Source organism: Prosthecobacter sp., from assembly GCF_044226605.1.
GTDB lineage: Bacteria > Verrucomicrobiota > Verrucomicrobiia > Verrucomicrobiales > Verrucomicrobiaceae > Prosthecobacter.
Map to the genome: position 1 here is coordinate 222,887 of NZ_JBGAGS010000011.1, position 24,576 is coordinate 247,462.

Sequence of the window (24,576 nt, forward strand, 5' to 3'; positions counted from 1 at the left end):
GGGCTGAACGGCGTAAGCCATTTGGGGTCTAAAAGTGCCCGAACCTTGACAGCCGGGGTGAAAGCATGCCCTAAGTAGGCCCTTTTTCCCGTCATTACCTGTTCATAAGCACATGTCCAAAGCCCTGATCATTGCCGAAAAGCCCAGCGTAGCCGCCGATCTTGCCCGCGCGCTTGCCAAAGCACCCGGCATGAAGCCCTTCGCCAAAGAAAAGGACTGGTACGAAAACGACACGCATGTGATCTCCTCCGCCGTGGGCCACCTGCTCGAGCTGGGAATGCCCATGGTGGACGGCAAAAAGATCGGCTGGGGCTTCACCAGCCTGCCGATCATGCCGGAGCAGTTTGAACTGAATCCCATCGAAAGCAGCGCGGACCGGTACAAGCTGCTGACCAAGCTGCTCAAGCGCAAAGACATCGACGAAGTCATCAATGCCTGCGACGCCGGGCGTGAGGGGGAGCTGATTTTCCGCTACATCATGGACGCCAGCGGCTGCAAAAAGCCGGTGCAGCGCCTGTGGATGCAGTCCATGACGCAGGGAGCCATTCTGGACGCCTACAAGCATCTGCGCACCAATGAGCAGATGCTGCCGCTGGCAGACGCCGCGAAGTGCCGCAGCGAAAGCGACTGGCTCGTGGGCATCAACGGCACGCGTGCGCTCACGGCGCTGAATTCCCGCCATGGCGGCTTCCGCCTGACTCCTGTGGGACGCGTGCAAACGCCAACGCTGTCCGTCCTGGCCCAGCGTGAGCGTGACATCGCGGCGTTTGTGCCACGCACCTATTTTGAAGCGATCGCGCTGTTTGAAGTGTCCGCCGGGCAGTATGCGGGGCGCTGGATTGATGAGAGCTTCAGGAAGGACGAAAACGACGAGCACAAAAAGGCCGAGCGCATCTGGGAGCAAGGCACCGCGCAGGCCATTGCAGACCGCTGCAAAGGCAAGCCAGGCGTCATTGAGCAGACGACCAAGCCGACACGGCAGGCCCCGCCCCTGCTCTATGATCTGACCAGCCTGCAGCGGGAGGCGAGCAACCGCTTTGGCTTTTCCGCGCGGCGCACCCTGCAGATCGCGCAGGCGCTGTATGAAAAGTTCAAGGTGCTGACCTATCCTCGTACGGATTCCCGCCACCTGCCGGAAGATTATCTTGGCACAGTGACGGACACGCTCAAAACCTTTGCCAGTCATGACAGCCGCAAGCAGGACGCGCTGCCACATGAGCTGGGCACGCACGCAGCCACCGCGCTGGACAACAGATGGGTGCGGCCGAACAAGCGCATTTTTGACAGCAGCAAAGTCAGCGACCACTTTGCCATCATCCCCACCGGCCAGATTCCACCGAAGGAACTGCCGGAAGCGGAGCAGAAGCTCTTCGACATGGTGGCACGCCGTTTCGTGGCGGTGTTCTTCCCCGCGGCTGAATTTGAAGTGACGACGCGCATCACGCGTGTGGGCAAGGATGCCTTCCAAAGCAACGGCAAGGTGCTCAAGGAGCCCGGCTGGCTGGCTGTGTATGGCAAGAAGGCGGCGGAGGAAGCTGCTGAAGGTGGCGAAGACGCGGCCAAGCTGCTGGTGGCTGCAAATACCGGCGACAAGGCGGAAACGCTGGACGTCGAGGTGAACGAACACCAGACCAAGCCGCCGCCCCGCTACACGGAAGCGACCATTCTTTCCATGATGGAAGGCGCTGGCAAACTGGTGGAGGACGAAGAACTCGCCGAAGCCATGAGCGAGCGGGGTCTCGGCACGCCCGCGACACGCGCCGCCATCATCGAAGGTCTGATCATGGACCGCTATATTGAGCGCGTGCAGCGTGACTTCCACGTCACGGCCAAAGGCCTCGCCCTGATCGACCAGATAAGCGCCATCGGCATTGATGCGCTGAGTTCTCCGGAAATGACCGGCCAGTGGGAGTACAAGCTGCGCCAGATGGAGCACCGTGAGCTCGACCGGGCCAGCTTCATGCGGGACATCCGCCACCTGACCAAGCAGGTCGTGGAAAAGACCAAGGCGTACTCCAAGGCGGCCAAGGAAAAAGTGTTTCCCGAATTCAAGGCCATCTGCGGCACCTGTGGCAGCACGGAGGGCTACAAGCAGACCGAGGAATTCTACGGCTGCAAAAATCCGAAGTGCAAGGTGCGCGTCTTCAAGACCGTGGCCAGCCGCACGCTGACCGAAGAAGAGATCCGCACCCTGATTGAAAAACGCTTCGTCGGTCCGCTGGACGGCTTCCGCAGCAAGAAGGGCAAGGAATTCAGCGCCGCACTGCAGATCAAAGACGACATGAAGGTCGCCTTTGTCTTTGGCGATGGCAGCGACCCCGACAGCGTCAACTGGGACGAGTGCCCGGTGATCGCCGACTGCCCGGTGTGCGCCAAGAAGGGCCGCAAGGGCGAGAAGATCTACGAAACGGCGGATGCGTACCAATGCAAGATCAACGCCACGGAGACCTCCAAGTGCAACGCGCGCCTGCCGAAAAAGCTGTGCCAGAAGGACATCACGCCGGAAAACGCGCGCGAGTTCTTTGAGAACGGCAAGACCTCGCTCATCACGGGCATGATCTCCAAGCGTGGCCGGCCCTTCAGCACCTTCCTCGTTTGCACGCCAGGAGAGAAGCGCATCATGAGCTGGGAGTTTCCACCGCGCGAAGCGAAGCCGAAGGCCGAGAAGAAGGCGAAGAAGCCTGCGGGTGTGAGCGGGCGCTGATGAGTTGTCCAGTTGCGCCGCAACTGGACTACTTTTCCTTCGCCAGATGGGCGTACTTTGTCTTCCAGTCCTCGGGAAGACGCGCCGGCCGGCCCTCGGGCATCTGCACCAGGGCCAGGGACTGACGGCAGGTGATGAGCAGTGCGTTGTCTTCGGCACGGCGCATTTCAAACGAGCACCAGAAGCGCACGCGCTCCACGGTTTCGAGCTTGCCGTGGATGATCAGTTCGTCTCCCAGCCGTGCCGGTTTTTTGTAGTCGATCTCGGTGCGGACCACGACGGGGAACAGGTGGGTCTGCGACATCTCGCGCAGCTTCATTCCCATGAGAGCGGCCAGGCGGGTGCGCGCGGTTTCGATCATGCGCAGGTAGGCGATATTGTGCACGACGCCGCCGCAGTCGGTGTCGAAGAACATGACTTCTTCGCGAGTTTCGATGGTCGGGGTGTGGTGCATGTCGTCAGTTCAAAGCGGCGCGCACAGCATCGGCATCCACGCCACGCAGACCGAAAACACGCAGCACGGTGTCCTCGATGAGATTGTTTGGGCAGGATGCACCTGCAGTGATGCCCACCGTCACCGGGCCGTCGCCAGCTAGTTTGGTGGAGTAGCTTTCTTTTTCTGCTTTGAGGTGAAGATCAAAATGCACGATCTGCTCCAAGGATTTCAGGCAGTCTGCCGTGCGAATGAAAAAGGTCGGGAGCTGCTGCTCGCCGATTTCCACGAGATGCGTGGTGTTGGAGCTGTTGTAGCCGCCGACGACAAGAAGCACATCCAGCGGCTGCTGCAGCAGGCCAAAGAGCGAGTCCTGACGCTCCTGCGTGGCGCCACAGATGGTGTCAAAGACCTGGAAATTGGTGACGCCCGCCTCTGGGCCATGGCGGTCCAGCACGGCCTGGCGCAGGCGGCGCTGCACTTCCTCAGTCTCCGATTTGAGCATGGTGGTCTGATTGGCCACGCCGATGCGTGTGAGATGCTGGTCGGGATCAAAGCCGTCGGAATGAGATCCTGCCGGGAAACGTTTCAAAAACGCCTCTTTGTCCCCGCCGTTGCGGATGTAGTCGCAGACGTAATCGACATCCGCCAGGGTCAGAACGACGAGGTAGTTGCCCATGCCATCATCCCCCATGGCGCGGGAGGAGGTGGCGCGGGTTTCTTCATGGCTGGCCTTGCCGTGAATGATGGAGGTGTAGCCGGTCTTGGCATACTGACGGACGCGCTTCCATACGCTCATCACGTCGCCACAGGTGGTGTCCACCACCATGCAGCCGCGGGCGGCGATCAATTTCATGAGCCGGGTTTCTGCACCGAACGCCGGCACGATCACCACGTCTTCGGGTGTCATCGTGGCGACCATCGTCTCATGCTCGGCATTGGGAATGCTCACCACTCCCATCTCAGTGAGCTGGCGGTTCACCTCCTGATTGTGGATGATTTCACCCAGCAGAAAAACGCGGCGGTCGGCGAAGACTTTGCGAGCCGCATAAGCGAGGTCGATGGCGCGTTCCACGCCGTAGCAGAAGCCAAAATCGCGCGCCAGACGCACCGTGGTGTTACCGATCTGGATCACACTGCCCTTGGCACGAAGTTGCTCGACGATCAGGCTGCGGTAGTGGGTTTCCACCTCGGCCTGCACACGCTCCATCACCTCCGGGGTGCGAACATTCACACGGCGGGCGGCTGGAGCGGGGGCAGACATAAGAGGAGGATCAATACAAGACGAATCAGTAGTACATTTTGCCTTTGGCAGCGTCTTCAAAGACCTTGCTGCTCATCATATACGAATCTGGGGGGTCGGCGAGGCTGCTGTCATTCAGCACAGGGAGGGTCTTGCCGATGGTGGCGTCCTCAGGCTGGGAGGAGGCAATGTTGAGCGGGGTGCCGGTGCGGACCATGCTGAAGATCTTCTGCGCGGACTTGATTGGCAGACGCACGCAGCCGTGGGTGCAGGGGACGGGCTTCACCCAGCCCCAGTGCATGCCGTAGGCGGACTTGAACTCCATCCAGTAGGTCATGGGGTAGCCGGCGCCCGGAGAGCTGGCGCGGCGGCGGTGGGCGTCCTTGTGGTAAATGGTGAAGTTGCCGTGAGGAGTCGGGGTGCTGGCGGTGCCGACGGAGCATGGGGTGGCGAGCAGCACTTCGTTGCCTTCCATCACGTAAACGCGCTGCGCGCCGGTGCTCATTTTCACCCGCACATTGGCAGGGTTTTTCACCGCCTTGGCAGGGGGATCAAAGTTGAGGGAATAATTTCCGGTTTTTTTCGCGGCGGCGCAGTTGCTGAGAGCAAGGGCAAGTCCGGCAAAGGCCAGGGCCTTCAAGGAACCGCGGAGGATGGAGGAATGCGAATTCATAGAGGCTGGGCATGTAGCACACGTTTCCACCCGCTCCACCGTTTTTCTTCACGGATGATGTGCTTGCAGACAGTGCGAAACTTTGTCCTCGTTAAGGCGTTCTACTGCCTCACATGCCTGCCCCTTCCCTGATTGATGTTCTCGTCCGCACCGCTGCCAGCGCAGGATGCGAGGAACCTACCCGCCTGCGCCACGCCCTCGAAATCGCCGCCGACAACCGGCAGCCCCTTCTCGACGCCGTGGTGGACAGCACCATGGTCGATGAAGACCGCTTCTTTTCCCAGCTGGCCACCGGCCTGGGCATGCCCTATGCCGAGGAAGGACTCGGCGAAGGAGCCGAGGGTCTGCGCACCAATTTCCCGGCCAAACTCGCGCTGCGCCACCGCATCTGCCCCGTCCATGTGACCGGCAGCGAGGCGACCATCCTCACCTACAATCCCTTTGATCTCAGCGCCCGCCAAGCCGTGGGCCAGGAGCTGCGCAAACGGGTCCAGTGGCAGATCGCCCCCCGTCACCGCATCCTGGAGGCCCTGCATCAGGGTTATGGCGTGGGCGCGGAGAATTTCGAAGAGCTCCTCGAAGGCCGCGAGGGCGGAGACGATCACGATGACCTCAAGCAGGAGACCACCGTGCTGGACGAGGCCGACGAAGAAGCGACGGTGCTGAACTTCGTGAACCAAATCTTCCGCGAAGCCCTCAAAGAACGCGCCACGGACATTCACGTGGAGCCGCTGGAGCGCGACCTGCGCATCCGCTACCGCGTGGACGGCAAGCTGCTCGAAGTCCCTGTGCCGCCCAACATGCGCCTGCTCCAGGCCTCGCTCATTTCCCGCCTCAAGATCATGGCGCATCTGGATATCGCCGAGCGGCGGCTGCCGCAGGACGGCCGCATCAACCTCGAACTGGATGGCGAACCCATCGACGTCCGCGTGGCCACCATCCCGAGTGTGAATGGAGAATCCGTGGCGCTGCGATTGCTGACCCGCAAAAAATTCGACCTCCAGGCCATCGGGCTGGATCCGGCCACCGAGGCGACCATCCGCAAGCTGCTCGCGGCGCCAAACGGCATCATCCTCGTGACGGGTCCCACAGGCTCCGGCAAATCCTCCACGCTGTACACCTTCCTCAAGGAGCTGAACACCAAGGAGCGCCGCATCGTCACCATCGAAGACCCTGTGGAAAACAAGCTGGACGGCATCATCCAGATCGCGGTGAAACCAGAAATCGACCTCACCTTCGCCGCCGGGCTGCGCAGCATTCTCCGTGGCGACCCCAACGTCATCATGGTGGGGGAAATGCGCGACCAGGAGACGGTGGAGATCGCCATCCGCGGTGCTCTTACAGGCCACCTGGTCTTCTCCACGCTGCATACAAATGACGCCGTCAGCGGCATTTCCCGTCTCATCGACATGGGCATCGAGCCGTTCATGATTTCCTCCTCCGTGCGCGCCTTCCAGGCTCAGCGGCTTGTCCGCACCCTCTGCGGCTTGTGCAAGCAGCCGGCGCATCATGAGGACAGCCACCTGCGGGCCATCGGCTTCCCGCTGGAGTGGAAGAACAAGCTCTTCAAGCCCGCCGGCTGCCGCGCCTGCCGCAACACCGGCTTCACCGGTCGTCTCGCCATCATGGAAATCTGCCTCATGACCGAGGCTCTTCAGGAGAAGGTCAACGTCCGCGCCAACACCATTGAACTCAAGGCCCAGGCCATCAAGGACGGCATGGTGCCCATGCGCCAGTATGGTTTCCGCAAGGCTTCCGAGGGAGTGACGACCATCGAGGAAGTGATGACCGTGACGGCGGCGACGGAGTAGTGTTGCAAATCGACTCCTGGCTCAGTATTTTCCCCCTATGATTCTTGAAGACCATCCGTCTGTCGCTTTGATGCTCGATCAGCTTACGTCTGATCAGAAATGGCAGGCCTTCCAGCTTCTCTGGAAGGACGTGGTCGAAGATCATCAGGAAGACATTGAACCTCCGGCCTGGCACGAAGAAATTCTGCGGGATCGTTTGGAAAAAATCAGGAGCGGCAAAGCTGTCTGGCATGATCTGGACCAGGCTTTCGACGACTTGCGGAAAGAGCTGGCATGAATGTGATCCTCGAAGATGATGCCAAACAAGACCCGCGGGACAGCTTTCACTTTTACGAACAGGACGAGCCTGGAGCAGGCTGGTATTTCCTCGATAAAATGCAGGCGGAGCTTCAGGCCCTCGGCGGATTTGGAGGAGTTCATCGCCTCCGCTTCGGCTTTCACTTTTACGCGTCCAAGCGCTTTCCGCACGGTGTCTATTACCGTGTCGAGGGACACACCGTCCAAATAGCCGCCATTATTGACAGCCGCCGCAATCCCAAATTGATCCGGAAAACTCTTCGCAAGCGCTGATCCCAATGCCCGCCTTCAACTACACCGCCCTCACCGCCACCGGCCAGACCGTTACGGGGTCCCTTACGGTCGGCTCCCGTGCCGAGGCATTTCGCAAGATCGAGTCCCAGTCTCTGACACCCGTCAAGGTCACCCAGGACGAGAAGGCAGCTGCGGCCAAAGCCAAGGCTGCGGTGGATGAAGGGCCGGTGAAGCTCAAGCGCGCCCAGCTTGTTTTGTTCACGGAAGAGCTCGCCGACCTCCTCGATGGCGGCCTGCAGATTGACCAGGCTTTCCGCGTCATGCAGGAGCGCCAGGAGTCGGGCTCCCTGCGCCAGATTGCTGCAACCATGCGCAATGAACTGCGGGAGGGCTCCTCGGTGGCGAAGGCGCTGAGGAAAGCCTCCCCCAGCTTTGACGACCTGTACTGCAATCTCGCCGCTGCTGGCGAGGTCAGCGGCTCCCTTCCCAGCATCCTGCGTCGTCTGGCCAACAACCTTGCCGTCATGGCAGATCTTCAAGCCAAGGTGACGCAGGCCATGATCTACCCCGCCTTCCTCATCGGCGCGTGTATCGTCCTCATGGTGGTGTTTATGACCTTCATGGTGCCGCAGATCATGGACCTCATGGGCAAAAACGGCCAGAAGCTCCCTGCCGCTACGCAGCTGCTCATCAGTTTCAATCATTTCATGGGCCAGTGGTGGTGGGCCATCGGCATCGTCCTCACCGCCGCCGTTTTAACCTTCCGCGGTTACATTTCCAGCCCTGCCGGCCGCATGTGGTGGGACGGGACCAAGCTCACTCTTCCTCTTTTTGGACCCATCATGAGCATGCGGTTCTACGCCCAGTTTGCGCATTCTCTGGGCAGCCTCATCACCAACGGCGTCCCCCTGCTCAACAGCATCCGCCTCGTGTCCAAGATTTCCGCCAATGTGTTCATCCAGGACCTGCTGGGCAAAGTCACCACGCTGGTCTCCGAAGGCTCGCCTCTTTCCAATGCGCTGCGCAAAGTTGGCAACTTCCCCCTCCTCCTGGCGGACATGATCGCCGTAGGCGAGCAGACCGGCCAGCTCGGCAAATCCATGGAAAAATGCGCCATGCGCTACGACAAGGAGCTCGACAAGCGTATCAAACGCATGACATCGATGATCACCCCGATCATCCTCATCGTCATGGCAGTGATGGTGGGCACCGTGGCCTACTCCATCGTCGCCGCCATCGCCCAGAGCGTGACGGGCATCCGCGGCAGTTCCTAGCACGGCGCAACCAACCGCATTTCTTCCTGTTCAAACCCTCATAAATCTTGTTCAATTCCCCGTCATGAAGATCCCAACAACGCACCCTCGCACCCGCAACGCCGCCGCCTTCACGCTCATCGAAATCGTGATCACGCTGACCATCATCGCCATTCTGGCGGGTGGATCGATGATGATGTACTCCAGTTTGATCGACACTGCCAAGGACTCCCGCGTGAGCTCAGACATGGACAAAATCTCCCTTGCGCTGCAGTCCTACGAAGGCCGCGCCCTCCGAGTGCCGACCACCGAACAGGGCCTGCAGGCGCTGGTGGACAAGCCCACCATCGAACCGGTCCCGGACAACTATCGCCCGTTTATGGAAGAGCTGCCCAAAGACCCCTGGGGCCAGCCCTACAAGTATCGCACCCCTCCGCAAAAGTCCAAAAAGGGCTACGATCTCTGGAGCGTCGGACCCGATGGTGCTGACGGCACCGATGACGACATCGGCAACTGGAAGAAGCCTGCGGCCAAATAATTCATGAACTTCACATGCCGGATCTCGAAGACGTGCCATGACGAAAGCGTTCCTTACGCCTCTCGTCGTGCAGGCTTCGTCCGGCTTGTGCCGGCCCGGCTCACCCGCGCGTTTACGCTGGTCGAAATCGTCATTTCTTTGACCATCGTTGCGGTGCTCGCCGCAGCCACGGTGCCGATGCTGACCGGTTACAAGGAGGAAAGCCTGGCCCGCGAACCGGTGACAGAACTCCTGGCTTTGGCGCGCGAGGTCCGCATGCGCGCCATGCGGGAGAAGCGCCCCTATCAGGTCGCGTTTCATGCCACAGGCTTCACCGCCTCCCGTTATTTCAATCCCTACCTCCAGCTTTCTGAGCTGAATGAATTTCTCCTGGCCGGGGAGGAGGAGCCCGCCGTGGTCAGCTCCGTGGAGCAGGGAGACAAATCCGACCTCGACAGCGGTTCCGGACTCACCAAAACCTCCGATCTTCCCCTGGCGCCGCCGCCCCCGAAGTTTGACGAAAACTGGTCCCAAAAGTACGAACTGCCGAAGGAGGTGAAGTATGCCATCCAGCACTGGTACGACGCCGAACCCACCGTCATCGAAGGCGAGGTCGTCAAGCTGTGGGTCTTTCAGCCCAGCGGGGTCTGCCAGCCTTTGAAGATCCATGTCGAGGGCCCCTCCTCCACCTTTGATGTGGAGTTTGCCGCGCTCACGGCGGACATCGTGAAGGAAAGCATCGAGCTGAAATGAAGCCTTCCCTCCATTTCCCCCGCCCTCGACGCTCGGCTGGCTACATCCTGCTCGAGCTTGTGCTCGCCCTCACCATTTTTTCCATTGCCGTGCTTGGCCTGGCCAAGTGTCTGAATCAGGCGCTGGAAACCGCCAATCTTCTGCGGCGGGACCAGATCATCCGCATCGGCATGCGCAATTTCTTTGAGGAGCTGCGCAACAAGCCCCTCGCCAAGATGTCCACCACTTTCACGGACACCACCTATGGCATCACCTACACCAGCACCACCGAGGCGCTTTCCCTGAAGACCACCAGCGGCGGGGTGTTGAGCGACATGTACAAGCTTTCCATCCACGCCACCTCGTCTTTCGATGGCGTGGAGCAGGAGGACAAACTCGACGTCTATGTTTACAAACCCGCGCAGCAATAGACGGCGCTCCGCCTTTACCCTGATCGAGGTGGTGATCGGCATCACCATCCTCTCCATGATCACGGCCACGCTCTTCGGCATCATCCGCGGTTCCGTCCGCGGTGCCTCGGAGATCGAGCACACCCAGCGCGAGAGCGACTCGATGAACCGTTTCATTGAGCTTTGCCGCCGCACCTTTGCCACCCTGCCCAGCACTGCCACCCTTTCTCTGAAGCTTGTCCAAGGGACCGAACCCGTCATCCAGGAGCTCACCATTTCGGGCTCTCCCGACTGCTTTCCTTTTGGCAGCAATCCCATCACCCTCAAGGAAACCATCCTCAGCCTGCGCCCCTATCCTGAAGTGGTGGTGGATGACAATCAAAAGCCACTGAACTACATCAGCCTCTCTCGCGAAGATCTCATTCCCAAGACCGGCGACATGAAATCGGGCATTCAGCAGACGACCACCGGCATCTACGCGCCGGACTCCGAAGGCCGATATTGGATGCCGCTGCTGCCGGACGTTGTCTCCTTCAAATGGCGCTTCTACGTCGAGAAGGAAGAGACTTGGTACGAAGAGTGGAGCAAGTCGAAATGGCCGGACTTGATCGAAGCCCAGCTGATCATGAAAAATCGCAAGCTTCCCATTCGCATGGTTTTCAGCGTTCCAGTTCTGACCATCGTGGCCGGCAGGGCTCCAGCCAACACCGGAGGCAGCAACAACAACAACAACGGAAACAACAATCAGAACGCCGGCGGGAATAACAACAATAACAACGGCCCGGGCGGGCGCGGCGGTCAAGGCGGTCAAGGCGGTCCCGGTGGACCCGGCGGTCCAGGTGGTGGACGCGGCGGTCCCGGGGGCCCCGGTGGTCCTGGCGGTGGCCCAGGAGGATTCGGAGGCCGTGGCGGTCCTGGGGGTCCTGGAGGCTTTCCTCCAGGCGGTCCGCCCGGCGGCGGTGGACCTGGTGGCGGCGGTCCGGGTGGGGGGGCACCTCCAGGCCCATGAAAACATCCCAGTCGTTCGTATTGGGCGCAGCACACCCGTGCCGTGCTCTCCGGCGCAGGCGCGCGTCAGCCCTCATGCTCATGATCTGGGCCATCATGCTCATGTCCATCACAGTCATGGGAGTGGTGCAGTACATCAGATTCAGCGCAGACGAGTCAAACCAGGCTGCCTACGACTTCCGGGCCCTTCATCTGGCGGAGAGCGGCCTTGCCGTGGGACTTCATCCTAACACCCGTCGGGGAGACATCGTCATGAAGCAGAAGGTGGGGCCGGACAGCGGCTTCGACGTGGTCATCAACTACGAAGGCGCCCGCATTCCGATCAACTACATCACCGACGAACGCCTGCGCGAGGCCGTGTACAAACTTTTCATTTACTGGCAGCTCAACGCCGAAGATGCCGGGATTGCCGCCGATTCCCTGGCAGACTGGGTGGACAATGACAGCACTCAGCGCGCCAACGGCGCCGAGTCCGAGTACTACAAAAGCCTGGGTATTTATGACGCGCCCCGCAATCAAGGCTTCATCCGGGTGGAGGAAATGCTCCTCGTGCGCGGCATGGATGCCGTGGACCGTAAAAAGCCGGACTGGCGCAACTACTTCAGCATCTACGGGGAGGGCCAGATCGACCTCCGCACGGTGTTCAAGGATGTGCTTCTCGCCGTCACCGGAGCCTCTGAAAACGACGTGCAGCGTTTCATCAGCGAGCGCGATGGCGGAGATGGCATCCCTGGCACCGAGGACGACCGCCGCATCCGCGCGAATGAGGCCTACCAGATCCTCGGCCTGGAAGGAGACCGGCTCAACGCCGTCAGCGGCATCGTCAATGACAGCGACACCTCCCTCCGCCGCATCACCAGCATCGGCTGGGTGGGCGAGAAACGCGCCAAAATCATTCTCGTCACCCGGCGCGATCAGACAACCGGAGCAGTGACCTATCTCGGGCGGATCGAGGAGTAAAAACGACTCGACAACCCCTTTGGCAGCCGTCATTCCAGATTAGTCATACACCGCCGCAACTTCCCACCCTCGCGCACGTTCTACAAGGCCCATCACACATGTCACTCGCCGCCACCACCCTGCTTCTTCCCGCCCCTGATGCCTCCTGGCGCGTGTGGAAACCCCGGGCGACCTCCAGTGCAGAAACCGTCGACAGCCCGGCAGAAGCCAGACATGTGAGCAAGCCCCTGCTCATTGGCCTCCCTGCATCCGCATGCCGCACCATTGGCCTCATCCTGCCGCAGACGGACAGCGAACTGCTGGAGCAGATCATTGTTACTCAACTGGAGCGCCGTGGCTTCAAGCTCGAGCAGGACGCCGTGGGCAGAAACTACCGATGGCATTTGCTGGGCCAGAGCGGCGCCGTCGTCATCGTCAGCGTGGACATTCTCGCAGAGCCGTTCCCGGAGGCGCTCGCGGCCTCGCATGCCAGCGACTACACGGCCGCCCTCAGGCTCGCGCAGCTTCCGGCCGGTCATCTCGTCATTGCCGAAGAGCAGGGAGACCTCGTTCTGGCCGCAAGCCACCAGGGCAAGCTCTACCACAGCCACATCTTTGCCAAAGCTCCCGTGTCCGAGGAAGCACTGACCTTGGAGATCACCCTCTCGCGGCTCACGCTTGAAGCTGAACTCGGCCCCGGATCCATCGACGGAGTGGCTCTCGTCGGCGCAAACTTTGACCGTGGCCTCACCACGCGCCTTGGTTCCATTCTGGACCTCCCCGTCCGCGTCCTTGCCGAACTCCCTCCCAATGGCGCTCTGGACACCCGCACCTGGACCAAGCTTCTCCCCGAAGGCGTCCGCACGGCCATCAGCGATCTCAACCGGCGCTCCAAGCTCATCCGCGCGCTCACGCTTGGCGGGATGCTTTATGCCTCCCTGGCCTTCCTGGCGTTTGCCTACCTTCATCTTCAGGAAAAGCGTGCGACAGAACTCGCCGCCGAGGTGGAGCTTACAAGCGAGCCCGCCGCGGCCGTGCGCAAGGCCAACGAACGCTGGAAAGTTCTCGCACCTGCCATCGAGCCGCAGCGTTACCCGCTCTTCCTGCTGGGGGAGATCAACCGCATCATGCCTGCCAGCGGCATCGTCCTCCGCAAATTTGAGGTGAAGGGCAAGGAGATCGAAATCCGTGGTGAAGCGCGGGATGCGCAGCTTGCCTTCCAGTTCATCGAAGATTTCAAAAAGAACCGCATCCTCAGCCGCTACGAATGGACCAATCCGCGGCCCGAAGTCAAAGGCACCACCGCCAGCTTCCGCGCCCAGGGCAAGCTGCCTTGAAGCACCTCCTATTCCCCCGCCATGGCACTCGCCCTCACCCAACGTGAAAAGAAACTGCTCGGAGCCTGCCTGGGCTCGCTTCTGCTGATGGCATCGTTCATCGGCCTCAAGCAGTTTCTTGACCGCCGCACTGCGGTGCTCTCGCGCATCAGCACTCTCCAGGCTGAAAAGGAAGAGAACAGCCAGTGGATGGCTGACCGCGATTTCTGGGACAAGCGCTCCGCATGGATGATGCAGAACATGCCCACGACAGAGAGCCTCGGCACGGCCCAGGCCAAGCTGCTTGAAGAAATTCAAAACGTCGCGCTCGACTACCAGCTGCAGGTGCAAAAACAGCAGCTTCTGCCGGACTCCGCGGACAGCAAGGCCAATGCCGCCGTCTACCGGGAAGTCGCCGTGGAAGTGCGTTTGCGCGGAGATCAGACCACGCTGCTCGGCTGGCTGGCCACGCTGCAGTCACCGGAAAAATTTCAGGCCATCAAACAGCTTGAACTCGAGATCGACTCCAAGGCCAAGGAAAAGACCCCGCAGGCTTTGTGCAACCTCGTACTGGCGCGCTGGTTCAAACCCGAAACTGGATTCCAACCATGAAGACCTTTCTCACCGCCATTTTCGTTTTGAGCGCGGCTTCTGTCCTGCGCTCCCAGACCTTGGTCCCCCCGGCCCCCGCCACGCCTGCTGCGCCAGCGGCACCCGCAGCTGCCACGACTCCGATGGAGGCTCCACTGACGACGGCCGATCTGCTGCCGCTCCCAGGAGATGAATTTGACCCCACGCTGACACCACCACCGGCTGCCGCCATCCCGGCGCCGACTGGACCGGTGGATCCCGACCTGCCTCAACCTTTCGATGCGAATTCTCTGAGTGCCGTCATTCAAAACTCCCCCTTCACTCGAATTGTCAGCATCTCGGACTCCCTCGTGCTCACCGGGATGGCCTACGTCAATGGCAAGCCCGTCGTGACCATCTTCGACAAAAACGAAAAGCAGTCCCTCGTCGTTTCGGAAGAACCCAATCTCAAAGGGTGGAAGCTTATGGAGGCGCAGCCGACCACCAACATCGAGCGTGCCCAGGCCAAGATCGCCATCGGTGGTGAGACTTTCAGCATCCGCCACAGCGCACTCGACAAAAACGACCTGACCAAGGGCAAAAGTGACAAGGGAGACAGAGGCTCTCGTGACTCCCAAGGCGGCGACCGCTTCAACCGCAGCAGCCGCGGCCCCAGCGAGGAAGACCGCAAGAAATACGAAAGCCTCTCCGACAAGGCCAAAGACAAATTCCGTGAAGCCATGAGCGAAAAATTCAGGGACGAAAAATTCCGCGCCGCCCCGGAAGAAGAGCGGCGCAACGCCATCCGCACCATCTTTGAGAAAATCCAAAAAGAAGACGGTGGGGGCAAATAACCGGCCCCTCTTCCTCTTTGTAACGCCAATCACGCTTATTTCATTTTTCATGCATCGTCGTCTTCCTGCTCTCACCGCGTTCCTGTTTGCCACCACCGCCACCCTCCGCGGCCAAAGCATTGTTCCACCTGCACCGCCCCCCGCCCCTGCGGCGCCAGCTGCCACGACGACAACCACAGTCACAACAACGACCGCTCCAGCTGCGGCTGATGCAAACGCTGCCGCCCCGGCAGCTCCCGCGGCAGCAGCGCCCCCAGCCACTCCTAACCTGCCCCCAGCCACCGCACCTGCAGTCCCAGCCCCTGGCGCGGCTCCGGCGGAAGGAGCACGCCCTCCGGGCAGCGGATTTGGCGGCGGCGGCTTCCCGAGCGGTGGCCGCGGTGGATTTGGCCGGCGCGGCCCCGGAGGCTTCGGTGGTGGCTTCGGCGGTGGCATGGGCGCCGACGGTGCCGGAGCTGGCGGAGAGGCGGAGGCTTTCCAGATCACGGGAGACAATGTGATGATGCAGTTTGCCAACAATCCGGTGGCGGACCTGCTGGCCATTTATGAAAAGCTTACCGGCTACACCTTGATCAAGGACAGCAACATCTTTGAAGGTGCCACCATCAGCCTGGTCACTCCCAAGCAGGTGCCCAAGGCCGAGGCCATCAAGCTCATCGAAGCCTCGCTGCTCACCAATGGCTACGCCATCGTCACCGAGCCTGGCGGCACCAGCGCCAAGATTTTGCCGGCTCGCAATCAGAGCGCCAATGCCGTGCAGTTCTCCCACGGCGTGCAGTTTTACACCAGCGCCAAGGACATTCCGCCGAATGAGAGCATCGTTTCCTACTTCATGAAGCTGGACTTCCTCGATCCCGAGGACGCCGCCACCATGCTCTCTGGTCACGTGGGACTCGGTGCTTACGGCCGCATCACACCCGTCACCTCTCCGCCGGGCCTGCTCATCACAGAGAGCGCCACGGTCGTCAAACAACTCATCGGCATTCGTGAAGCCATTGACCTGGGAGACACCGGCTCCTCTCTGGTCACGAAATTTATCCCCATCAAATTCGCCGACGCCGCGGTCATCGCGCAGATCATTCAGGCAACCCTGAACGCACAGGCCCAGGAGAAGGAAAGCAAGGGAGTCAAAACCATTCGCGGCACTGCTGCCAGCGATGGCCGTGACAAGGGCGGTGACAGCAAGGAGCCTCCAAGACCTTCGGTCCAGGTTAACACTCAAGTCTCTTCCCAGAATCAGCAGGCGCCCCAGCCCAGCACCCAGGTGGTGGCGGACACGCGCTTGAACCAGATTCTCGTTGTCGCCTCTCCGCTCGACTACGCGTACGTTGCCAGCCTTATCTCTGAATTTGACAAGCCCCTGGAAAACACCGCTCCGTATGAACGCAAGCTTCGTTACGCCGCCGCCCTGGATGTCTTGAGCTCGCTGGTGGACCGCTTGCAGGAAGTGAACGCAGGCACCACTCAGCTCCCCGGGGGCGGCAGCATCCAGCAGCAGCGCCAGCAGGTGCTCGCCACCAACAGCACCCAGCTCCTCGGGGGCAGAACCACCCAGGGAACCCGTGGCGGTGTGGTCGGCAATACTGCAGCCGGTGCCGCAGGCTCAGACACAGCCAGCGCGGCTGGCGGTACCACCGGCACCACCGGGGCAGCAGCCGGCGGCACCACGGGCTCACGTGCAGACGTCGTCTCCGGCCCCACGGAAAACAACGCGCCCGTGTCCGTTCTCGTCGGCAAGTCCCGCATTGTAGCGGATCCCATGTCCAACACCATCATTGTCATGGGGCGTCAGGAGGAGATCTCCAAAGTGGACGCACTTCTCGACAAGCTCGATCGCAAGCCCTCCCAGGTCTATCTCGCCACCGTCATCGGCGAGCTTACCCTCACTGATACAATGCTCACGGGTGTGGATTACATCTCGTCTCTGACCAATAAGAACTTCACCGCCAGCAGCATCACCAACCGTACCGACTTCCTCGGTGGCACGGGCGGCGTTGGTCGCGCCATCAATGACCTGCGCAACAACAACGTCACCACCCCCTTTGGCCCCACCACCGGCCTGAATCTTTACGGTGCTGCTGGCAGCGGCCTCGGTGTGTACCTCAATGCCCTGCAGACCAACAGCAACTTCAAGGTGCTCTCCCGCCCCTCGATCTTCGCACTGAACAACAAGAAGGCGGTCATCTCCTCCGGCCGCAAAGTGCCCTACCCTGCCAGCACCGTCACCAACGCCGCCAACCTCAACGGCACCGTCACCTCCACCACCAGCTATCTCGATGTGGTGCTGAAGCTTGAAGTCGTACCGTTGATCAATGTCGAAGGCGAGGTCACCCTCACCATCTCCCAGATCAATGACACACTGATCGGCACCCAGCTCATTCAGCCCAACCTGGTGCCCATCATCGGCACCGAGCAGCTCGTCACTTCCGTCACCATCCCAGACCGCAACACCATCGTGCTCGGCGGCCTCATCTCCGAAGAAAAAAATCTCAACAAGTCCGGCATCCCCTTGCTCGGGCAGATCCCGGGCCTCGGGAAACTCTTCCGCACGGACAACAACAGCGTCACACGCAAGGAGCTCATCGTTTTCATCCAGCCGCAGGTGGTCAATGACAATGACGACGTCCGCGGCACCTCGCTCAGCGAAGACATTCGCACCAGCTCGGGTGCTGAGGCCGCCCAGCGCTTCCCCCAGGTCCCGCCACCACCGCAGGCCGTTCCTGCCGTCGTGCCACCCAAGAAGAAAAACTTCTTCCAGCGTATCTTCAGCCGCGATCCCAAGCCGGCGGCACAATGATTTAGCGGCGCTCAATCTGGCGACTCTAAAGACAGCAGGTCTTGACCTGCGGGGTTCTTGAACGTTCACTGTCCTCGTTGCACTTCGAGATCAAAACCCTTCATCTGGTCGAGCCTTTTCGCATCGCCCACGGCACCTCCGCCACGCGTCAGGTGCTCCGCGCCGCGAATGGAGACCGAGTCACCGAAGCCCCTTTCGTCCCCTACTACGGCGAGGATCCGGCCCAGACGCTGGAGCTGCTGAATCAGCCCGTGCTGCCATCACAGCTCCCGCGCACCGCCAGCCTCGCGCTCAATCTGCTGCGTCAGGACATCGTCGGCCATCAGACCGGCCAGCCGCTGTCCGCCTATGCGCAGTCAAAGCTCGGCGCCCCCCCGCACCCCGCACCACCCGGTTGCCGCTCCTTCAGCATTCCCACGGACCTGGATGCCTTCGCTGAAAAAGTCAGCACCATTTCCAGTCAGTTTCCCGTCCTCAAACTCAAGCTCGGCTCTGGCGATCTCGGTCTCGACATCGCCACCGTCTCCGTGGCACGCATGGCGGCACCGGATGCGAACCTGCTGCTGGATGTGAACGGCGGCTGGGACTTGTCCGAAGCCCCGCTCATGATTGAAAAGGTCGCGGAATACAGTCCCACGCTGATCGAGCAGCCCATTCATCATCGCTTCGGCGTCGAAGCGTGGGAGGAACTCCGCTCGCAGCTCCCCGGCAACTCCCCGCCCATCTTTGCCGATGAGAGCGTGCAAACCGCGGAGGACATCGTGGCGCTCGCCGACGTCGTGGATGGCGTGAACATCAAGCTCCTCAAATGCGGCAGCTTCGATGCCGCCGTGGCCATGATGGCCGCGGCCAAAACACACACGCTGCAAATCCTCCTCGGCTGCATGATCGAAACCAGCCTCGGCACCACCGCCGCCGCCCACCTCGCCCCCTGGGCAGACTGGATCGATCTCGACGGCCATTTCTACGTCGCCAACGATGATTACATTGGCATCGACTACGATGGCGACGGCCAGCTCATCATGCCTGCCCGCCCCGGCATTGGTGCCGTCCTACGATGAACCTCGATCTCCTCCAATCCTCCGCAGCAAAGCATCTTCCAGCCATGTTGGATTTTTTGCGCAGCCTTGTCGGCGTGAACAGCTTCACGGCCAATCCTGCCGGTGTTGATGAAGTGGCACGCCTCACGGTGGCTGCCTTTGCGCCTCTGGCTTTTGAAGCCTCCCGCGTGCCATGCATTACTCCAGGCACCGGACATCATCTTTTCCTTACGCATCGCGGTCAGGGCGGAGATCCGATCGTCCTCGTCACGCATTCAGACACCGTATTTCCTCCCGAGGAAGAGCAGCAGAATGATTTCAAATGGGATGAACGCCCCGCTGAAGGCCGCATCTACGGCCCCGGCACCGTGGACAACAAAGGTGGCACCGCGCTGATCTGGCTCATCCTGCAAATCTTGCGCGAGACCGCACCCGAGATTTTCGAGCGCACCCACTGGGTGGTTGCCGCCAATGCCGCGGAAGAAATCGTCGGGGCTGATTTTGGCGAAGCCACCGCCTCACTCTGCGGCGGCAAAGCTCGCGCCGTGCTGGTATTTGAAGGCGGCCCCGTGGATGCACAAGGCTGGCACATTGTCACCTCGCGCAAAGGCCGCAGCACCTGGAAACTCAGCGCTGAAGGCAAGGCCGCCCACGCCGGCAGCAAGCACCACGAAGGCATCAATGCCATCGATGCCCTCGCCCGCGTGCTGCCAGACATCGCTGCGCTGACCAACGCCGCTGAAGAACGCACCGTGAACATCGGCATGATTCACGGCGGCACCGTCGTCAATCGCGTCCCTCACGAAGCCGTCGCAGAATGGGAATGCCGTGCCACCGCACCCGCCGCCCTCCAGCAGGCAGATGTCTTCTTCGCTTCGCTCACCGGCACCGCTCCCAATGGCGCCAAGCTCACCGCGGAATGCACCGGCCACACCGATGCCTGGCCCGGTGGCGGCGGATCGGAAACACTCTTCCGCCTCTGGCATGAAGCCGCAGCTCAGATGAACCTCACCGCCGTCTCCGTGCCACGCGGCGGCCTGAGCGATGCCAATCATCTCTGGCACCTCGCTCCCACGCTCGACGGCCTCGGCCCCTACGGCAACAACGCCCACTGCTCCGAACGCAGCGCCGATGGCAGCAAACTCCCCGAATACGTCGAACCCGCCTCCTTCGTCCCGAAGGCGGTGATGAACGCGCTCGCGCTGCTCAAGCTGGTTACAGCCCCTTCGTGAGCGTCTTCACGCGCAGCAGAAACATGTCCGCCGTGATGTAAAGCGTGCCGCGGTCTTCGCCGCCAAATGCGCAGTTTGCCGTCGCCTGCCCTGTGAGAATGCTGCCGAGGTGCTTGCCCTCTTTGCTGATCACCAGCACGCCGCCAGGCCCCGTGGTCCACACATTGCCGCTCGCATCCACCTTCATCCCATCGCAGCCGCCCTTGCGCTCCGCGCTTTTGAGTGGCTGTGCGTTGAAGAAAACCCGGCCGTTCTTGGCGCTGCCATCCTCCTGCAGATCATATGCCATCACCCGCGTATTCTGCGGATCTGACACGGCCACATACAGCGTCTTCTGGTCGGGACTCAGGCCGATGCCATTGGGGAAACGGATGTCCGCGATCACCAGCGACACCTTGCCCTCAGGCGTCACCGCATACACGCCATGCTGCGACAGCTCTGGCGCCTCACCTTTCTTCAGCCCATATGGCGGATCCGTGAAAAAGATCGTCCCGCTTTTCGCGATCACCAGATCGTTCGGACTGTTGAAGCGCTTGCCCTCATACTTGTCCGCCAGCGAGGTAAAGCTCCCGTCTTTCTCCAACCGCGCGATGCGTCGCTCACCATGCTGGCAAAGGATCAGATTCCCCTTCGCATCCACCTGCAGGCCGTTGGATCCCTGACCATCGCCCTTCAGGCTGCCGCTGGGTTTCAGCACCACCTTCGCCGCCGTGTCGCCCTCCTTCCAGCCAAACACCGTGTTCTCCGGCACATCCGAGAACACAAGGCCGCCATCCCGCCACACCGGCCCTTCGGACCAGTTGAAACCCGACGCCAGCTTTTCGATCTTCGCATCCGGTGCGATCAGCGCATCCAGCGCTGGATCCAGCCGCTCAATGCTGCCGTGAAATTCCGGGACAGGCTCGGCAGCAAAAGCGGCAAACGACGTGGCAAGTAGGAGGGAGAGAGTACGATGAAGCATGGCTGGGTTGGGATGGAGACTTGATCTAAACGGGATTGGACGGCGAAAACATTGCGGACTTTCATACGTTAGCCATCGTCACTTCCTCCGTTGCCATGAAAACGCTGCTCGCCTCCCTCGCCATCCTGTTTGCCACCGCCGCACTTGCCGGCGGCCCACCCAAAGTGACCGATTTGAAGTCCGCTTTGGAGACCGCCCAAGGCCAGGATAAAATGCTGTTTGTGCAATACGGCCGCGAAGCCTGCTCCAACTGCCAGGCACTCAAAGGCATGATCTCCAAAGGCGATGTGCGCCTCTCCCCCAGCAAGTTCGTCTATGCCGATGTGAACTGCGATGATCCCAAGACCAGCGCCCTCTTCAGCAAACAGTTCAAAGTGAAAGGCACCACTCTCCCCTTCGTCGTCGTCACGGCCCCCGATGGCACCCAGCTCGCCGCACGCACCGGCTACGGCAGCGCCGATGAATACGCCGCCCTTCTGCGCGACGCCCAGAAAGCATCCAAAAAACTGACCGACAGCAAGGCCGGCAAGAAATAAGCCCCCTTCACCTCGCAGAGACCGGAGCAAACTTCTTGGAGCCAGAGTCTTTCCACCACTTTTCCCAAACCTCTCGCTTGGGAGGCGGGCACTCGGTCTGCAAACCAATCAAAATCCACCATGCTTTGTTTTTGATTCCCTCACTGTCGTCGATCTCCGCGACCAGCACAGGAATCAGCTTTCTGAGCACCTTATTGCGGTCGGGCAGCGGTGTCATCGTCCTCGTGCCATCAGCATTCGGGGTGACGTTGTAACCGAAATCCAAAACAGCATCGCCACCTCCCGGCTCCTTTGTTTCAAGATCATAAAGATCAGAGACAGCCTCTTTCCTTTCCTCGCCGGTCAGCGTCTGCAGAGATCGTAGCAGAAGGTCCACTCTCCCGCTCACCAGCTTTCCTGGCAGAGGAACAGCCGACGGCTCGGCACCCAGGGTTCCGACCGCCAGCAGGAACGATCAACCACGTTCTCATGCTCATCCCTCAGGGATCCACCAAAGAAAAATCAGCTTTCCGTCCTTGGCATCAAGCACGGCATTAAACACGCTGTAAACATTCTCTGAATGGCTGATCACCCAGACCTTTCGGTCTGGCAGCAGGTTCTCCATCCTCCCCACCTGGATCGCGTTTGCATACTGCGAAGGCAGCAAAGTATCCTTTACCCGCCGATACACCTCCAGAGACGTGGAAGAACTCGCACCAGTCCGTTCGTCGAGCTTCATCTCAGCAGGAGGTTTTTTTCCCGTGCGCTGCTCAATGGACTTCCGCATGATCGCCGTAAACGCCTTCAGCGCCTCCTCGGAAGAGTTGATGGCATCAGCAGCCCAGGCGCAGTGCGCCAGCAAGGTGAAAAGAAGGAAAATGCAAAATCTCATAGCACAAATCACCGCGCCGCCGTCTTCGCGCTGCGCTTGCCCAGGCAGATCAGGTTCTTGTCACTGCGGATGAAGATCTGCCCCTCGCTCATCGCGGGAGTGGCAAAGATTTTCTCCTTCAGCTCACTCTCCGCCAGCAGCTTGTAACTCTTGTCCGGCTGAACCACGCGCATCACGCCAAAGTCATTGATGAAATAAACATGTCCCTCCGCGCTGCTCAGGGAGGCATGATGCTCGCGCATGCGCTCCTCCCATTCGATTTCGCCGGACTTCGCATCAAAGCAGTGCGCCACGCCCGAGTCCGACACATTCAGCAGATGGCTGCCCTCGATGATCGGAGACGGCACATAAGACACGCCCTTGTTCGTGCGCCACACGATGTGCGTGTTGGTCACATTGCCGCTGCCGTCCGGCTTGATGGCCAGCAGGTGGTGCTCGGGAAACCCACCCGTCATGTACAGCAGCCCGCTCTGCTCGCTGTACACTATCGACGCCACAAACTGCTCCGTCGGCCCGTCCATGATCCAGAGCTGCTTGCCCGTGCGCGGGTCATAGCTGGCCACGCACATCGTGCCGGAGAGCACCATCTGCATGCGCCCGCCGATCTCACGAATCAGCGGCACGCAGTAGCTGCGCGTCTTGTTGGGCCGCTCGATGCGCCACAGCTCTTTGCCATCGGTCCGCGCCAGCGCCACAATGTAGCCGTCTCCATCATGGTCGCAGTTCACGATCACCTTGTCTTCAAACAGGATCGGGCTGGAGCAGAAGCCATGCTTGCTGGAGAAAAGCCCTGGCCGCACCTGCCACACCTGCTTGCCACTGAAATCATGCGCCGATATCACCACAGTCCCCTTCGGCACCTCACCCTTGGGGATCTCCCTTCCTGCATTCGCCGCGCGCGTGGCCTCAGTCTCCGTGTTGTCCAAAAACGCCGTAAACACGCGCTCCCCATCCGTCGCCGGTGTGCTGGAGGCCAGCGAGTTCAGTTTGTGCGTCCCCTCCGGCGGCGCCTTCAGCACCGTGGACTGCCACAGCTGCTTCCCGGTCATGCGGTCCAGGCAGATCAAAGCGCGCTCCTCATTTTCCGGCAGCGCTGCTACGATAAACACTCGATCCTGCCACACAATCGGGGACGCATGCCCGCTGCCCGGCAGTTCCGCCTTCCACGTCACATTTCCCTCCACCGAAATCGGAAACCCAGTGTCCTTCGACGTCCCATCCAGCCTCGGTCCGCGCCACTGCGGCCAGTCCTCGGCATGCAGGAAAGCTGGAGTGAGGGCAAGAAGCAGGGAAAGCGAACGAAAGGAGATCATGCAGTGAAGCCAAACGGCGACAACAGGGCAAAGCTTGCGCTCGCAGGTCGCAGAATTCATCATGCCCATGCGAGAGGAGAAGCGTCGATAGCACCCGTCATCACTGCCTCCACCAGAACAATTGCTCCCGTCTTGATCCGGTCTGTTTCGGGATTGATTTCAGTGATCAGGTCAATCGTCCCGCCATAGGTTTCTATCACAGCCGAAATGAACTCAATGTTGGTTACAGGATTGGTTCTGGTATAGGCCTCAAGCACCCTGCCGCTGAATATCGCCTCGCTCCTTGGGCTTTTTCCTTCCTCCACATGAAACAACCCCGCAGGAATCAGCGCTTGAGACGCCAGCTTTGTCTCGCGTTCGCGCTGTGACTCTTCATACACCGCTTCATTCTCAAAAACATCCAGCGAGACAGGGAAAGCGGCCAGTTGCACCCTGCATTCGATAGGCAGTCCGGCCAGATCGTGGCGGTAAAAATCCGGAGCATCAAACACGATCGGAAAATCCCCTGGTGAGTCGCCGTCATCTGACGGATTTACCCACGCATGAAACGCTCCTGTCATGCTTCCAAGCTCAGGTCGTTGAAAGGCAGAAACAATCCGGATGGCCATGCTCGATTTCCCCGCAAAATGAGTCTGAAAGTCAATGAATCTCAGGGAATCAGACTCAAGCTGAGTCCACCATTCAATGCCTGTGCCCGACTTCCAAACAGCATAGTCTCCCGCAGCAGTCGCATGGCGTTCGGTCAGATGCCTGTAGGCATGATCTATCCACTCGAAGAGTTGAGCAGTCTCTCCTTTGAAACCGATGCTGCTAAGCCGTGTGTTCATTTCGT

At 60.5% G+C, this 24,576-nt stretch carries 25 protein-coding genes; 17 read left to right on the forward strand and 8 right to left on the reverse strand.

What is annotated here, in order from left to right; genetic code table 11:
• Window positions 1-112 precede the first annotated feature (112 nt).
• The gene (locus ACILSO_RS17135; RefSeq protein WP_395738657.1) at window positions 113-2,704 is read left to right on the forward strand and encodes a DNA topoisomerase III; all 2,592 of its coding nucleotides are present in this window, start codon (window positions 113-115) and stop codon (window positions 2,702-2,704) included.
• A 28-nt stretch (window positions 2,705-2,732) separates the two neighbouring features.
• Here the strand turns inward: ACILSO_RS17135 and ACILSO_RS17140 are convergent, their stop codons facing one another.
• Genes ACILSO_RS17140 through ACILSO_RS17150 form a run of 3 tightly spaced genes read right to left on the reverse strand, consistent with a single transcriptional unit; the run spans window position 2,733 to window position 5,053 of the window.
• Window positions 2,733-3,158 carry an acyl-CoA thioesterase gene (locus ACILSO_RS17140; RefSeq protein ID WP_395738658.1) on the reverse strand — a complete coding sequence of 142 codons (426 nt, stop codon included), beginning with the start codon at window positions 3,156-3,158 and terminating at the stop codon, window positions 2,733-2,735.
• A 4-nt stretch (window positions 3,159-3,162) separates the two neighbouring features.
• Window positions 3,163-4,401, reverse strand: a complete 1,239-nt coding sequence (locus ACILSO_RS17145) for a 4-hydroxy-3-methylbut-2-enyl diphosphate reductase (RefSeq protein WP_395738659.1) — start codon at window positions 4,399-4,401, stop codon at window positions 3,163-3,165.
• A gap of 25 nt (window positions 4,402-4,426) precedes the next feature.
• Complete coding sequence (locus ACILSO_RS17150) at window positions 4,427-5,053, reverse strand: L,D-transpeptidase (RefSeq protein WP_395738660.1); 627 nt, start codon at window positions 5,051-5,053, stop codon at window positions 4,427-4,429.
• Between the two features lie 113 nt (window positions 5,054-5,166).
• On the opposite strand from ACILSO_RS17150, the gene ACILSO_RS17155 reads away from it, so the two are divergent.
• From ACILSO_RS17155 to ACILSO_RS17225, 15 genes are all read left to right on the forward strand, one after another.
• Window positions 5,167-6,864, forward strand: coding sequence for a GspE/PulE family protein (locus ACILSO_RS17155; RefSeq protein ID WP_395738661.1), 1,698 nt, complete (start codon window positions 5,167-5,169; stop codon window positions 6,862-6,864).
• 37 nt (window positions 6,865-6,901) lie between these two features.
• Window positions 6,902-7,141 (forward strand): addiction module protein, encoded by a 240-nt coding sequence (locus tag ACILSO_RS17160; RefSeq protein WP_395738662.1) that lies wholly within the window; start codon window positions 6,902-6,904, stop codon window positions 7,139-7,141.
• Window positions 7,138-7,434, forward strand: coding sequence for a type II toxin-antitoxin system RelE/ParE family toxin (locus ACILSO_RS17165; protein WP_395738663.1), 297 nt, complete (start codon window positions 7,138-7,140; stop codon window positions 7,432-7,434). Before ACILSO_RS17160 ends, ACILSO_RS17165 begins: the two co-directional genes overlap by 4 nt.
• A gap of 5 nt (window positions 7,435-7,439) precedes the next feature.
• Complete coding sequence (locus ACILSO_RS17170) at window positions 7,440-8,669, forward strand: type II secretion system F family protein (RefSeq protein ID WP_395738664.1); 1,230 nt, start codon at window positions 7,440-7,442, stop codon at window positions 8,667-8,669.
• Between the two features lie 64 nt (window positions 8,670-8,733).
• Window positions 8,734-9,186, forward strand: coding sequence for a type II secretion system major pseudopilin GspG (gene gspG, locus ACILSO_RS17175; protein WP_395738665.1), 453 nt, complete (start codon window positions 8,734-8,736; stop codon window positions 9,184-9,186).
• Window positions 9,187-9,189: 3 nt separating this feature from the next.
• Window positions 9,190-9,918 carry a Tfp pilus assembly protein FimT/FimU gene (locus tag ACILSO_RS17180; protein WP_395738666.1) on the forward strand — a complete coding sequence of 243 codons (729 nt, stop codon included), beginning with the start codon at window positions 9,190-9,192 and terminating at the stop codon, window positions 9,916-9,918.
• Complete coding sequence (locus ACILSO_RS17185) at window positions 9,915-10,328, forward strand: prepilin-type N-terminal cleavage/methylation domain-containing protein (RefSeq protein WP_395738667.1); 414 nt, start codon at window positions 9,915-9,917, stop codon at window positions 10,326-10,328. Before ACILSO_RS17180 ends, ACILSO_RS17185 begins: the two co-directional genes overlap by 4 nt.
• Entirely contained in the window at window positions 10,303-11,316 is a 1,014-nt protein-coding gene (locus ACILSO_RS17190; protein ID WP_395738668.1) for a type II secretion system protein J, read from the forward strand. Before ACILSO_RS17185 ends, ACILSO_RS17190 begins: the two co-directional genes overlap by 26 nt.
• An 80-nt stretch (window positions 11,317-11,396) precedes the next feature.
• Entirely contained in the window at window positions 11,397-12,275 is an 879-nt protein-coding gene (locus tag ACILSO_RS17195; protein WP_395738669.1) for a general secretion pathway protein GspK, read from the forward strand.
• 98 nt (window positions 12,276-12,373) lie between these two features.
• Window positions 12,374-13,591: a hypothetical protein gene (locus tag ACILSO_RS17200; protein ID WP_395738670.1), complete on the forward strand. Its 1,218-nt coding sequence runs from the start codon at window positions 12,374-12,376 to the stop codon at window positions 13,589-13,591.
• 21 nt (window positions 13,592-13,612) lie between these two features.
• Window positions 13,613-14,182, forward strand: coding sequence for a GspMb/PilO family protein (locus ACILSO_RS17205; protein WP_395738671.1), 570 nt, complete (start codon window positions 13,613-13,615; stop codon window positions 14,180-14,182).
• Window positions 14,179-14,994 carry a hypothetical protein gene (locus tag ACILSO_RS17210; RefSeq protein WP_395738672.1) on the forward strand — a complete coding sequence of 272 codons (816 nt, stop codon included), beginning with the start codon at window positions 14,179-14,181 and terminating at the stop codon, window positions 14,992-14,994. Before ACILSO_RS17205 ends, ACILSO_RS17210 begins: the two co-directional genes overlap by 4 nt.
• A 49-nt stretch (window positions 14,995-15,043) precedes the next feature.
• On the forward strand, window positions 15,044-17,791 hold the full coding sequence (locus ACILSO_RS17215) for a secretin N-terminal domain-containing protein (RefSeq protein WP_395738673.1): 2,748 nt from the start codon (window positions 15,044-15,046) through the stop codon (window positions 17,789-17,791).
• A 77-nt stretch (window positions 17,792-17,868) separates the two neighbouring features.
• On the forward strand, window positions 17,869-18,852 hold the full coding sequence (locus ACILSO_RS17220; protein WP_395738674.1) for an enolase C-terminal domain-like protein: 984 nt from the start codon (window positions 17,869-17,871) through the stop codon (window positions 18,850-18,852).
• Window positions 18,853-18,896: 44 nt separating this feature from the next.
• The gene (locus ACILSO_RS17225) at window positions 18,897-20,063 is read left to right on the forward strand and encodes a M20/M25/M40 family metallo-hydrolase (protein WP_395738675.1); all 1,167 of its coding nucleotides are present in this window, start codon (window positions 18,897-18,899) and stop codon (window positions 20,061-20,063) included.
• Here the strand turns inward: ACILSO_RS17225 and ACILSO_RS17230 are convergent.
• Window positions 20,047-21,024, reverse strand: a complete 978-nt coding sequence (locus ACILSO_RS17230) for an SMP-30/gluconolactonase/LRE family protein (RefSeq protein ID WP_395738676.1) — start codon at window positions 21,022-21,024, stop codon at window positions 20,047-20,049. The two genes, ACILSO_RS17225 and ACILSO_RS17230, sit on opposite strands and share 17 nt — an antisense overlap.
• Window positions 21,025-21,119: 95 nt before the next feature.
• On the opposite strand from ACILSO_RS17230, the gene ACILSO_RS17235 reads away from it, so the two are divergent.
• The gene (locus tag ACILSO_RS17235) at window positions 21,120-21,560 is read left to right on the forward strand and encodes a hypothetical protein (RefSeq protein WP_395738677.1); all 441 of its coding nucleotides are present in this window, start codon (window positions 21,120-21,122) and stop codon (window positions 21,558-21,560) included.
• Between the two features lie 7 nt (window positions 21,561-21,567).
• On the opposite strand, the gene ACILSO_RS17240 is transcribed toward ACILSO_RS17235, so the two are convergent.
• The 4 genes from ACILSO_RS17240 to ACILSO_RS17255 form a co-directional block, all read right to left on the reverse strand.
• Window positions 21,568-21,936, reverse strand: coding sequence for a hypothetical protein (locus ACILSO_RS17240; protein WP_395738678.1), 369 nt, complete (start codon window positions 21,934-21,936; stop codon window positions 21,568-21,570).
• 96 nt (window positions 21,937-22,032) lie between these two features.
• Entirely contained in the window at window positions 22,033-22,401 is a 369-nt protein-coding gene (locus tag ACILSO_RS17245) for a hypothetical protein (protein ID WP_395738679.1), read from the reverse strand.
• A gap of 38 nt (window positions 22,402-22,439) precedes the next feature.
• Window positions 22,440-23,744 (reverse strand): PQQ-binding-like beta-propeller repeat protein, encoded by a 1,305-nt coding sequence (locus ACILSO_RS17250; RefSeq protein WP_395738680.1) that lies wholly within the window; start codon window positions 23,742-23,744, stop codon window positions 22,440-22,442.
• Between the two features lie 59 nt (window positions 23,745-23,803).
• Window positions 23,804-24,571: a hypothetical protein gene (locus ACILSO_RS17255; RefSeq protein WP_395738681.1), complete on the reverse strand. Its 768-nt coding sequence runs from the start codon at window positions 24,569-24,571 to the stop codon at window positions 23,804-23,806.
• Window positions 24,572-24,576: the final 5 nt, after the last annotated feature.

Bases quoted from the DNA above. Each gene is read 5' to 3' on its own strand.
- ACILSO_RS17235 (WP_395738677.1), top strand. From the start codon at position 21,120: ATGAAAACGCTGCTCGCCTCCCTCGCCATCCTGTTTGCCACCGCCGCA.
- ACILSO_RS17200 (WP_395738670.1), top strand. From the start codon at position 12,374: ATGTCACTCGCCGCCACCACCCTGCTTCTTCCCGCCCCTGATGCCTCC.
- ACILSO_RS17185 (WP_395738667.1), top strand. From the start codon at position 9,915: ATGAAGCCTTCCCTCCATTTCCCCCGCCCTCGACGCTCGGCTGGCTAC.
- ACILSO_RS17225 (WP_395738675.1), top strand. From the start codon at position 18,897: ATGTTGGATTTTTTGCGCAGCCTTGTCGGCGTGAACAGCTTCACGGCC.
- ACILSO_RS17135 (WP_395738657.1), top strand. From the start codon at position 113: ATGTCCAAAGCCCTGATCATTGCCGAAAAGCCCAGCGTAGCCGCCGAT.
- ACILSO_RS17195 (WP_395738669.1), top strand. From the start codon at position 11,397: ATGATCTGGGCCATCATGCTCATGTCCATCACAGTCATGGGAGTGGTG.
- ACILSO_RS17165 (WP_395738663.1), top strand. From the start codon at position 7,138: ATGAATGTGATCCTCGAAGATGATGCCAAACAAGACCCGCGGGACAGC.
- ACILSO_RS17180 (WP_395738666.1), top strand. From the start codon at position 9,190: ATGAACTTCACATGCCGGATCTCGAAGACGTGCCATGACGAAAGCGTT.
- ACILSO_RS17210 (WP_395738672.1), top strand. From the start codon at position 14,179: ATGAAGACCTTTCTCACCGCCATTTTCGTTTTGAGCGCGGCTTCTGTC.
- gspG (WP_395738665.1), top strand. From the start codon at position 8,734: ATGAAGATCCCAACAACGCACCCTCGCACCCGCAACGCCGCCGCCTTC.
- ACILSO_RS17150 (WP_395738660.1), bottom strand. From the start codon at position 5,053: ATGAATTCGCATTCCTCCATCCTCCGCGGTTCCTTGAAGGCCCTGGCC.
- ACILSO_RS17250 (WP_395738680.1), bottom strand. From the start codon at position 23,744: ATGATCTCCTTTCGTTCGCTTTCCCTGCTTCTTGCCCTCACTCCAGCT.
- ACILSO_RS17205 (WP_395738671.1), top strand. From the start codon at position 13,613: ATGGCACTCGCCCTCACCCAACGTGAAAAGAAACTGCTCGGAGCCTGC.
- ACILSO_RS17230 (WP_395738676.1), bottom strand. From the start codon at position 21,024: ATGCTTCATCGTACTCTCTCCCTCCTACTTGCCACGTCGTTTGCCGCT.
- ACILSO_RS17170 (WP_395738664.1), top strand. From the start codon at position 7,440: ATGCCCGCCTTCAACTACACCGCCCTCACCGCCACCGGCCAGACCGTT.
- ACILSO_RS17140 (WP_395738658.1), bottom strand. From the start codon at position 3,158: ATGCACCACACCCCGACCATCGAAACTCGCGAAGAAGTCATGTTCTTC.
- ACILSO_RS17215 (WP_395738673.1), top strand. From the start codon at position 15,044: ATGCATCGTCGTCTTCCTGCTCTCACCGCGTTCCTGTTTGCCACCACC.
- ACILSO_RS17255 (WP_395738681.1), bottom strand. From the start codon at position 24,571: ATGAACACACGGCTTAGCAGCATCGGTTTCAAAGGAGAGACTGCTCAA.
- ACILSO_RS17160 (WP_395738662.1), top strand. From the start codon at position 6,902: ATGATTCTTGAAGACCATCCGTCTGTCGCTTTGATGCTCGATCAGCTT.
- ACILSO_RS17145 (WP_395738659.1), bottom strand. From the start codon at position 4,401: ATGTCTGCCCCCGCTCCAGCCGCCCGCCGTGTGAATGTTCGCACCCCG.
- ACILSO_RS17155 (WP_395738661.1), top strand. From the start codon at position 5,167: ATGCCTGCCCCTTCCCTGATTGATGTTCTCGTCCGCACCGCTGCCAGC.
- ACILSO_RS17190 (WP_395738668.1), top strand. From the start codon at position 10,303: ATGTTTACAAACCCGCGCAGCAATAGACGGCGCTCCGCCTTTACCCTG.